Origin of the sequence: Streptomyces alkaliterrae (assembly GCF_007097205.2) — a bacterium.
Taxonomy (GTDB): Bacteria; Actinomycetota; Actinomycetes; order Streptomycetales; family Streptomycetaceae; genus Streptomyces; species Streptomyces alkaliterrae.
In genome coordinates, this window is the sequence record NZ_VJYK02000217.1 from 1 (window position 1) to 9,355 (window position 9,355).

A 9,355-nucleotide genomic window follows, 5' to 3' on the forward strand; every position below is an offset into this window, starting at 1 on the left:
GTCCGGCGCGACGTGCGCGCCGGACCCCCGCCGGGAGCTCACGCCTGGCGGCGGACCTCCACCACCCGGAAGCGGTTCGCGACGAACGCGCCGTCGCACAGCGCCGCGTTCGCGGCCGGGTTGCCGCCGCTGCCGTGGAAGTCCGAGAACGCGGCCGTCTGGTTGACGTAGACGCCGCCGGTGAGGTTGAGCGACAGCTGGGCGCACTCGGTCAGGCAGGCCTCCTCCACCAGCCGCTCGGTGTCGGCGTCGGTGGTGTACGCGCCGACCGTCATCGCGCCCTTCTCCCGCACCGTGCGGCGCAGCAGTTCGACGGCGTCGGCGGTGGAGTCGACGGCCACCGCGAACGAGACCGGGCCGAAGCACTCGCTGAGGTACGCGGCCTCGGCGTCCGTCTTGCCGCCGTCGAGCTTGACGATGACCGGGGTGCGGACGGTGGCGCCGGGGAACTCCGGGTGCTCGATCTGCCGGGAGGCGAGCGCGACCTCGCCGAGCCCTCCGGCGGCGTCGATCCGGGCGCCGACCTGCGGGTTGACGATCGCGCCGAGCAGCGCGACGGCCCGGGCGTCGTCGCCGAGCAGCTTGTCGACGGCGGCGGCGAGGTCGGCGACCACCTCGTCGTAGGACTTCTTCCCGCCGTCGGTGCTGATGCCGCCGCGCGGGATCAGCACGTTCTGCGGCGTGGTGCACATCTGGCCGCTGTAGAGGGAGAGCGAGAACGCGAGGTTGGCGAGCATGCCCCGGTAGTCGTCCGTGGAGTCGACGACGACCGTGTTGACGCCGGCCTTCTCGGTGTAGACCTGCGCCTGGCGGGCGTTGGCCTCCAGCCAGTCGCCGAACTCGGTGGAGCCGGTGTAGTCGATGATCCGCACCTCGGGCCGGACGGCCAGCGTCGCGGCGATGCGGGAGCCCTCCTCCTCGGCGGCGAGCGCGACCAGGTTGGGGTCGAATCCGGACTCGGCCAGCGTCTCGCGGGCGATGCGCACGGTCAGCGCGAGCGGCAGCACGGCGCGCGGGTGCGGCTTGACGAGCACCGGGTTGCCCGTGGCCAGCGAGGCGAACAGCCCCGGGTAGCCGTTCCAGGTCGGGAAGGTGTTGCAGCCGATGACCAGGGCGATGCCGCGCGGTACGGCGGTGAACGTCTTGTCCAGGTTCAGCGGGTCGCGCTTGCCCTGCGGCTTCGACCAGTGCGCGCGCTCCGGGGTGCGGGTCTGCTCGGCGTAGGCGTAGGCCACGGCCTCCAGGCCGCGGTCCTGGGCGTGCGGGCCGCCGGCCTGCATCGCCATCATGTACGCCTGCCCGCTGGTGTGCATGACGGCCTGCGCGAACTCGTGGGTGCGGGCGTTGATCCGCGACAGGATCTCCAGGCACACCGCCGCCCGCGCCTCGGGCCCGGCCGCCGCCCAGTCCGGCATCGCCTCACGCATCGCCGGCAGCAGCACGTCCACGTCGACCAGCGGGTACTCCACGCCCAGGTCGAGGCCGTACGGGGAACGCTCCGCGCCGCCCCAGCCGACGGTGCCGGGCTGGTCCAGCTCGAAGCGGCCGCCGAGCAGCGCGTCGAACGCGGCCTTCCCGGCGGCGGCGTCGAGCGAGCCGTGCTCCTGGCCGTACGCCTTCGGATGCTCGGGGTGCGGCGACCAGTAGGCGCGGCTGCGGACGGTGTCGAGGGCCCGGTCCAGGGTCGGGCGGTGCTTCTCGATCAACTGCACTGTGGTGGGCGCGGCGGCCATCGGGGACCATCTCCTCGTCGAGAGTCCGGGGTGTGGACGAGCGGGACTGGGGCCAGGGTAACCGAACGATCGGTCGGGACAAGAGGGCCGGACCGGCCAGGACGATTCCCGACCCCGGGCCCCGGAGGGGCGGGAAACAGCCCTCCGGCGCTACAGTGACCGAACGATCGGTCGGCGCGCAACGACCGCAGACCGGGCCGTGAAGCCAGCAGCCAAGCGAGCAGGGGGCATCATGCGGGACGCCACAGGCACCGTCGCGGTGGTCGGTACGGGCACCATGGGCCAGGGAATCGCCCAGGTCGCGCTGCTGGCCGGACACACCGTCCGGCTGCACGACGTCGCCCCCGACCGGGCCGCCCAGGCCGCCGAAGCCGTCCTCGGCCGCCTCGACCGGCTGGTCGACAAGGGCCGCCTCGACGCCGAGGAGCGCGCGGCGGCCGCCGCCCGGCTGCACGCCCACACCGGCCCCGACGGCGTCGGCGACCTCGCCGACGCGGACGTCGTCGTCGAGGCGATCCTGGAGGACCTCGGCGCCAAGCAGCAGCTCTTCACCGCCCTCGAACAGGTCGTCTCCGACGAGACCCTGCTCGCCACCAACACCTCCTCCCTCTCCGTCACCGCCATCGCCGCCGCGCTGCGCCTGCCCGGCCGCTTTGTCGGCCTGCACTTCTTCAACCCGGCGCCGCTGCTCCCCCTCGTCGAGATCGTCAGCGGGCACGCCACCGACGAGGCCACCGCCGAGCGCGCCGTCAAACTCGCCACCGCCTGGGGCAAGACGCCGGTGCGCTGCGCCGACACCCCCGGCTTCATCGTCAACCGCGTCGCCCGCCCCTACTACGCCGAGGCCTTCCGCGTGTACGAGGAACGCGCCGCCGACCCGGCCACCATCGACGCCGTGCTCCGCGAGTCCGGCGGCTTCCGCATGGGCCCCTTCGAGCTGACCGACCTCATCGGTCAGGACGTCAACGAGTCCGTGACCCGCAGCGTGTGGGACTCCTTCTTCCAGGACGTGAAGTTCACGCCCTCGCTCGCCCAGCGCCGACTCGTCCAGTCCGGCCGGCTGGGCCGCAAGACCGGACGCGGCTGGTACGACCACACCCCCGGCGCGTCCCGGCCCGAACCGCACACCGCGCGCCCCTGCCCCGCGCCGGAGTACGCCGTCCCGCACGGCGGGCTCGGCCCCGCCGCCGCGCTTCCGGCGCTCGCCGCCGAAGCCGGCATCGCCCTCCGCACCCCGGCGGCGACCGCCGAGGGTCCCACCACCCCCGGAGACACCACCCGCCACGGCTGCCTCGAACTCCCCGGCGGCGCCCTCCTGCGCCTCGCCGACGGCAGCCAGCCCCGGGGCCGCGAGATCCACTTCGACCTGGCCCTCGACTACCGCACCGCCACCCGCGTCGCGCTCGCCCCCGCCGACGCCGCGTCCGTCGCCGACCTCGCCGAGGCCACCGGCTTCTTCCAGGCCCTCGGCAAGGCCGTCAGCGTCATCGAACCCGTCCCCGGCATGATCGTCGCCCGAACCGTCGCGATGCTCGCCGACTTCGCCGCCGACACCGTCGGCCGGGGCGTCGCCGGCGCCGGCGACGTCGACACCGCGATGCGGCTCGGCGTGAACTACCCCGTCGGCCCCCTCCGCTGGTGCGACGACCTCGGCGCCGACTGGGTCGCCGACGTCCTCCACAACCTCCACCGCGAGTACCCCACCGGCCGCTACGCCCCTGGCCGCTCGCTCCTCCGCCGCAAGGGGGCAGAATCATGACCATGCCCAAGCGCGACACGTACACCCCGGACAGCCTGCTCACCGTCGCCGTCCAAGTGTTCAACGAGCGCGGCTACGACGGCACCTCGATGGAACACCTGTCGAAGGCCGCCGGCATCTCCAAGTCCTCCATCTACCACCACGTACGCGGCAAGGAGGAACTGCTCCGCCGCGCCATAGCCCGCGCCCTGGACCACCTCTTCGCCATCCTCGACGAGCCGGAGGCGGTGAACGGCCGCGCCGTCGACCGCCTCGAACACGTCACGCGCCGCACGGCCGAGGTCCTGATGGCGGAGCTCCCCTACGTCACGCTGCTGCTGCGCGTCCACGGCAACACCGACACCGAGCGCTGGGCACTGGCCCGCCGCCGCGAGTTCGACCAGCAGGTCGCCGCGCTCCTCAAGCAGGCCGCCGCCGAAGGCGACCTCCGCGCCGACGTCGACGTCCGCCTCGCCACACGACTCCTCTTCGGCATGATCAACTCCATCGTGGAGTGGTACCGCCCCGAACGCGGCACCCTCGCCGCCCGCGAGGAAGTCGCGGAAGCCGTCGCCAAAATGGCCTTCGCCGGCCTCCGCGTCTGAGCCCGAAGGGCCCGGGACCCCGGGTCGCACCGCCGACCCTGACCGGGACCCTCTCAGCATTTTGATATCTCCTTTGAGTCTCATTTGATATCGTTGACGTCGTCGTCGAGCTGTGGAGGGATAAGTGATGGCCAGGACTGTGATCGATCTGGATGACGAGATCGTCGAGCAGGCAATGCGGGTGTACGGAGTGAAGACCAAGGCCGCCGCGGTGCGGGCGGCTATGGAGGAGGGCGTGAAGCTGCGGCTGCGCCGGGAGCTGTTCGATGCCATTGACGACGGCGAGTTCGAGGACGCGTTCGCGGAGATCCGTTCGCAGACGGGGCCGCGGAACCCGGACGGCTCGCTGAAGCGCGAAGGCGGGGCTTCCGCGGCGTGAAGGGGCGCTACCTCATCGACAAGTCGGCGCTGGCCCGCCGAGGCAAAGCGCCAGTGCGGGCGCGGCTGGATGCACTGGACCGCGACGGGCTCCTCGCTGTGTGCGCCCCGACCGAGTACGAGGTTCTGTACTCGGCGCGTGGAAAGCCCGAGGCGCTGCGACTGCGCACCCTGCTCCGTGGATTCGACTACCTGCCCTGCAATGACGAAGAGTTCGAGCGGGCGCTGGAGATCCAGGCTCTGGCCCTGAACGCCGCCTTTCACCGGGCGCTGTCGCTGGCCGACGTCCTCATCGCGGCAACCGCCGAGCGACATCGGGCCACGGTCCTCCACTACGACGGAGACTTCGACATGATCGCTTCGGTGAGCGGACTGCAAGCCGAGTGGGTAGTGGAGCCCGGCACCGCCGACTGAGCCGAAACGGCCATGACTCACCAGGGTTTGCCGATGGGTGAGGGCAGAGCCTGCTCGTCGTCAGCCACCGAGCACTCACGTTCCTAGGGTAGACCTGGTGCTTGCACTTGTGGCAGTGGGCCTTGCCGTCACGCTGCTCGATTCGGCTATGCGGACAGGACCGCTCGGCGCTCGGACCGCCGTCCCGGGCGTGGGCCTGGCTTCGGACCAGGTGGTCGAGTTCGGCGAGGCACGGCCCGCAGGCGTAGACGTCGCCCGTCGCGCCCGGCGTGGCGGCGGAGCCGATCCACAACACCGCCACACCCTCGCGTCGGCAGTACAGCCAACACGTGCCCGGTGCCCACCGGTTGCCGTCTCCCGGCTGCGTGACCAGCGGCCACGAGTCTCGCCAAGGCCGCTCGACGGCCGGAGTGAACATCACGCCGTACCGCCGCTCGTCGGCCCGAGAACGACGAGGCCCGCCGGGGGCCGCAGGACCGCGTAGTCGCCGAAGCTGCGACGGTAGCGGAGGTGCCCGGTCGCCTGCGTGTGCCGGCGCAGCCACTCCTCGACCGGGCCGGGGTGGCCGTACGAGCCGGACGCGGCGCCGCACTCGGCCTCGTCGCCGGAGACGCAGCACGCCTCGTACTCAGGCGCCGCGCTCTGGTCCTGCTCGATGGTGAACGGGACGAAGCGGAACACGCGCCGGGTCACCGCGCGGCCCCCTTCTCGATGACGGCCGCCAACTGGTGCGCCACGGCGGCGGCGCAGTCACCGAGGCTCACGAGCCCGTACCCTCGGCCGTCGGCGCGGGCCACCGGTCGCACATCCATCGCGGGAAGCTGGATTCCCGCACGGCGCAGGGCGGCGCCAAGTGCCTCGCGCGCCTCCTCGGCCTCCTGGATCCTTGCCAGCGTTCCATGCTCCGCCGTCACGTCTCTCACTCCCGAACGCCTCTTGTGCGCAACCTCGTTGCACAGGTAGTCACGTGCTGTGTTCCCGCCATCACGAGAATTGCCGACGTTGTCCTCCGGACGCACGTCGCCGCCGTCACCAAATGCCGCCAGTGGACAGGGCGCTGAGCGAATGGGAGTTCGACGCAGTGGAGTTGAACAGCGAGGAAGCCAGGCAGACGCCACGCGTCAGGTTGGGCAGGCGGTTGCGGCGGCTGCGTGAACGCAGATGCCTGTCACTCCGCCAACTCTCCGAACGCGTCGGCGGCTACTCGCACAGCTACCTGGGCCGCGTCGAACTGGGCGAACAGCTCCCCTCGGAGGCGCTGGTCCACACGCTTGACGAGTTCTTCGACACGGACGGCGTGCTCGCCGAGCTGCTGGAGCTGGCACACGACACGCTGATCCCCGACTACAGCCGGAAAACCGTCAACAAGGAAGCCGAGGCCGAACGGATCCAGGTTTTCAACAGCAGCGTCATTCCTGGACTTCTCCAGACTCCGGAATACGCACGAGCGTCGTTTCGGCGCTCGCTACTGGGAGAGTCCGAGGAACAGATCAACGAACGCGTAGCCGTGCGAGTGAAGCGCCAGCGAGTCCTCGACCGGGAGCAACCTCCCTACTACTGGGGCATCATGGATGAAGCGGCACTCAAGCGCCCAATCGGTGGCACACAGTGCATGGTTACCCAAATACAGCATCTGTTGCAGTTCTCCACCCGACCGCACGTCACGGTGCAGGTCCTCCCCTTCCACAAGGGAGCGCACCCGCTCCTCGGGGGAGCCCTTACCTTGCACACGATGTCTGATGGGGCGACCATTGCAGCGGTGGAGAGCTTCGACTCCGGAGCACCGACGGAGACTCCGCGAAAGGTACTGGAGCTGACACAGCGGTTCGACCTGGCCCGCTCCCTGGCCCTTACGGACGATGAATCATTCGACTTGATCCACAAATACTTGAAAGAGTACGAAGGTGAAGACGATTCCTAAGGCCTCGACTCTCCACTCGTGGCGCAAATCGACCTACAGCGAGAACATTTCGGGCGGCTGCGTCGAGGTGTCCGACGGGTACGCCGGGGGCGTACCCGTCCGCGACTCCAAGGACCCAGACGGCCCCGCCCTCGTCTTCGAGGCGGGCGCCTGGGCCTCGTTCGTCGGCGCGGTGAGGCGAGGCAGCCTCCCCGCCTGAGAGGCGGGTCGCCGGGGCTCGGTCAGGTGGTGGGGGTCAGGCCGGTGGGTACCTGCCACTGGTACCGGCGCCCCTTGTTGGTCAGGCGCAGGCCCTGCTTGAAGACGGCCAGGCCCAGTTCGTTGGACGCTTTGGCGAGGAGGGGGACCGTGTCACCGGCCTTGCCGTAGCCGAAGCTCAGCGGGGACTGGGCTGCGAGAGCGAGCTGAGTGAGGTCGGCCGGCGGGACGGAGACGATGTCGGCGGTCTCGTCACCCGCGAGATGGCGGATCAGCGTGGGGCCGACGCCGGCGAACAGGGGGGTCGGCAGGACCTCGCGGATGAAGTCCAGGACGCCCTTCGTCAGGAGAGTTCCCGCCTCGGACGGCCGCTGCTGTCGCCGTACGACGGCGTCCAGCAGAGCGGCACCGTCGTCGAAGGCGGAGGGGTTGATCTTCACGTCGACTCCGAGGACATGGCCGATGATCCGCCAGATGTGGAAGAAGGCGTCCCTGTCCTGGGCGGTGAGCTCGACACCGAGCCGGGACAGCCCGCGGGGGATGACAACGGAGAAGGTCATCAGGGTGGCGGCCAGGTCCTCCTGGTTGACGGGCACGCCCCAGGAGGCGTCCCAGTCCTCCTCCCGCGAAAGGTGGTAGCGCATCGTGGCGTGTAGCAGGCGGATCTTCTGCGCCGTGCGCACTCCGCGCGCCCCCGGCCCGAGACTGCCCGCCTCCAGGACGTCGACGACGAACTGCGCGGTCTCCATGAGGCGTCGAAAGACGCCCTGGGTGAGGCGGGTGGAGCGATGGAGGACCTGCGCCCCGTCGCCGCAGCTGTAGCACAGGGGCAAGGAGCCGCACAGAAGCGTGGTGGTGATGTGCCCCTGGTAGCGGCCGAGCAGGCCCTGGCCCTGTGCCGTCAACCGCGTGTCGGCCCACTCGGGCAGGACGGCGCTGCGGGTGAAGTACTCCTCCAGCTTCGGCGGCAGTCCGTCGGGTACGGCGTCGCTGTTGCCCTCCAGCACGAGGAGAGCCTCGCGGACCTGTTCCTGCCGGCCGAGGGCGTAGATCTCCTCGATTGCGGCGTCGGCCAGGGGGTCGCCGGTCTTCCGCAGGGGGTCCAGCAGTTCATCGGTCCACTTCATCGCGGGCACACGCATCTCCGTCTCAGCACCACGGCAAGCGGGTGGAGGGGTAAAGGTGGGAAGGCAGGCAGGAAGGAAGGGGGAGGCAGCCCGCCTGTCCGTGACGCCTTCACCCGGAGTGCGGACCACTCGGCCTCCGTTCTAGTGGCCTGCGTTCGGCCCGCACAGCCCGCACCCGGCGCTCCTCACCCGAACGGACGAGGCTGAATCGATCCGTCGTCGAGCCGGAAGCGCTGTGCCTGCCACGTGGCGGCTGACACGGTGGTCGCCGGGGAGGTCTGGTCAGGCGTCTCGCTTGGTCCACTCATCGCGGAGGAGGCCGTAGATCAGTTCGTCGACTCGGCTGCCGTCGCGCTGGACGCTCTCGCGCATGACGCCTTCGCGGACGAAGCCGACTCGTTCAAGTAGCCGCGCTGAGCGCGGGTTGTCGGCGAGGACCTCGGCAGTGATCCGGTCGAGGTCGAGGACGTCGAAGGCGTGGGTGACGGCGTGTGTCGCCGCCTGGCGTCCGTAGCCCCGCCCCCACATGTTCTTCTCGCCGATGACAAGGCCCAGGCGGCAGCGGCGGTGGGCTCGTTCGATGAGTGCCAGGTGCAGGAAGCCGATGGGTTCCGGGCGGCCGACGAGGTTGATCGCGAGGTGGACGATGTCGTCGCTGGGGCGCGTCCACCGCTGAAGCGTCGCGGCGACGTCCTCGCGCGTGTACGTGCGCGTCTCGCCGTCGCTGAGCCACTGGATCTCCACGTCGTTCTTCCAACGCAGCAGCGGTTCGAGACTCGCGGCGGTGTGGGGCCGCAGTTCGACCGTCCCCTGGGGCGCTTCCTCTCTCACGGGCGGCAGTCTTGCCCCGCGTGGCGGCGTGCGGCAAGTGCTCCGGCGCTCCGGGTCGCGCGGGGAAAGCCGTGGCCGCGTCCTTGGGAAACTTGGACACTCGGGTTCCCGGAGCATGGTCGAGGAGGGGTGTCGGTGGAGGGGTTGACGGCGTGGCTGGCGGCGAACGCCTGGCGGTTGGAGGGGGTTCGACCGGGTGGTCCGGTGGAGGATCTTCGGGCGTTCGGGGCGGCGTTGGACGGCGTGCGGGTCGTCGGGCTGGGGGAGGCGACGCACGGGACCAGTGAGTTCTTCCGGTTGAAGCACCGGCTGCTGGAGTTCCTGGTGGTGGAGGCGGGGTTCACCGCGCTGGCCATGGAGGCCAGCGTCGCGGCGTCGCGGGCGGTGGACGACTACGTGCGGGGTGGCGA

Annotated in this window: 11 protein-coding genes and 1 pseudogene; 7 read left to right on the forward strand and 5 right to left on the reverse strand. The window is 70.6% G+C overall.

The features are described 5' to 3' along the window. Positions 1-38: 38 nt before the first annotated feature. Entirely contained in the window at positions 39-1,733 is a 1,695-nt protein-coding gene (gene paaN / locus FNX44_RS18845; RefSeq protein ID WP_143649470.1) for a phenylacetic acid degradation protein PaaN, read from the reverse strand. A gap of 232 nt (positions 1,734-1,965) precedes the next feature. Between paaN and FNX44_RS18850 the strand changes: the two genes are divergently transcribed. From FNX44_RS18850 to FNX44_RS18865, 4 genes are all read left to right on the forward strand, one after another. Further along, positions 1,966-3,492 carry a 3-hydroxyacyl-CoA dehydrogenase gene (locus tag FNX44_RS18850; protein ID WP_143649471.1) on the forward strand — a complete coding sequence of 509 codons (1,527 nt, stop codon included), beginning with the start codon at positions 1,966-1,968 and terminating at the stop codon, positions 3,490-3,492. After that, positions 3,489-4,076, forward strand: a complete 588-nt coding sequence (locus FNX44_RS18855) for a TetR/AcrR family transcriptional regulator (RefSeq protein WP_143649472.1) — start codon at positions 3,489-3,491, stop codon at positions 4,074-4,076. The genes FNX44_RS18850 and FNX44_RS18855 overlap by 4 nt, the downstream gene beginning before the upstream one ends. 127 nt (positions 4,077-4,203) lie before the next feature. Next, a complete protein-coding gene (locus FNX44_RS18860) occupies positions 4,204-4,455 on the forward strand; it encodes a type II toxin-antitoxin system VapB family antitoxin (protein ID WP_143649473.1) in 252 nt (83 codons plus the stop codon). Then, positions 4,452-4,868, forward strand: coding sequence for a PIN domain nuclease (locus FNX44_RS18865; protein ID WP_143649474.1), 417 nt, complete (start codon positions 4,452-4,454; stop codon positions 4,866-4,868). Before FNX44_RS18860 ends, FNX44_RS18865 begins: the two co-directional genes overlap by 4 nt. Positions 4,869-5,285: 417 nt before the next feature. Here FNX44_RS18865 and FNX44_RS18870 read toward each other — a convergent pair whose 3' ends face one another. Further along, positions 5,286-5,561 carry a DUF7848 domain-containing protein gene (locus FNX44_RS18870; protein ID WP_143649475.1) on the reverse strand — a complete coding sequence of 92 codons (276 nt, stop codon included), beginning with the start codon at positions 5,559-5,561 and terminating at the stop codon, positions 5,286-5,288. Continuing rightward, positions 5,558-5,782: a hypothetical protein gene (locus tag FNX44_RS18875; RefSeq protein WP_143649476.1), complete on the reverse strand. Its 225-nt coding sequence runs from the start codon at positions 5,780-5,782 to the stop codon at positions 5,558-5,560. Before FNX44_RS18875 ends, FNX44_RS18870 begins: the two co-directional genes overlap by 4 nt. Positions 5,783-5,913: 131 nt before the next feature. Here FNX44_RS18875 and FNX44_RS18880 point away from each other — a divergent pair, with 131 nt between their 5' ends. Together FNX44_RS18880 and FNX44_RS18885 are read left to right on the forward strand one after the other, a co-directional pair. Beyond that, the gene (locus tag FNX44_RS18880; protein WP_323369492.1) at positions 5,914-6,789 is read left to right on the forward strand and encodes a DUF5753 domain-containing protein; all 876 of its coding nucleotides are present in this window, start codon (positions 5,914-5,916) and stop codon (positions 6,787-6,789) included. Next, positions 6,773-6,988: a DUF397 domain-containing protein gene (locus FNX44_RS18885; RefSeq protein WP_143649477.1), complete on the forward strand. Its 216-nt coding sequence runs from the start codon at positions 6,773-6,775 to the stop codon at positions 6,986-6,988. Before FNX44_RS18880 ends, FNX44_RS18885 begins: the two co-directional genes overlap by 17 nt. 22 nt (positions 6,989-7,010) lie before the next feature. On the opposite strand, the gene FNX44_RS18890 is transcribed toward FNX44_RS18885, so the two are convergent. Then, positions 7,011-8,129 carry an oxygenase MpaB family protein gene (locus FNX44_RS18890; protein ID WP_143649478.1) on the reverse strand — a complete coding sequence of 373 codons (1,119 nt, stop codon included), beginning with the start codon at positions 8,127-8,129 and terminating at the stop codon, positions 7,011-7,013. 267 nt (positions 8,130-8,396) lie between these two features. Further along, positions 8,397-8,945, reverse strand: a complete 549-nt coding sequence (locus FNX44_RS18895) for a GNAT family N-acetyltransferase (RefSeq protein WP_173019227.1) — start codon at positions 8,943-8,945, stop codon at positions 8,397-8,399. A gap of 135 nt (positions 8,946-9,080) precedes the next feature. Between FNX44_RS18895 and FNX44_RS29040 the strand changes: the two are divergent. Further along, positions 9,081-9,355 (forward strand): annotated as a pseudogene (locus FNX44_RS29040) (erythromycin esterase family protein); the annotation flags it as partial.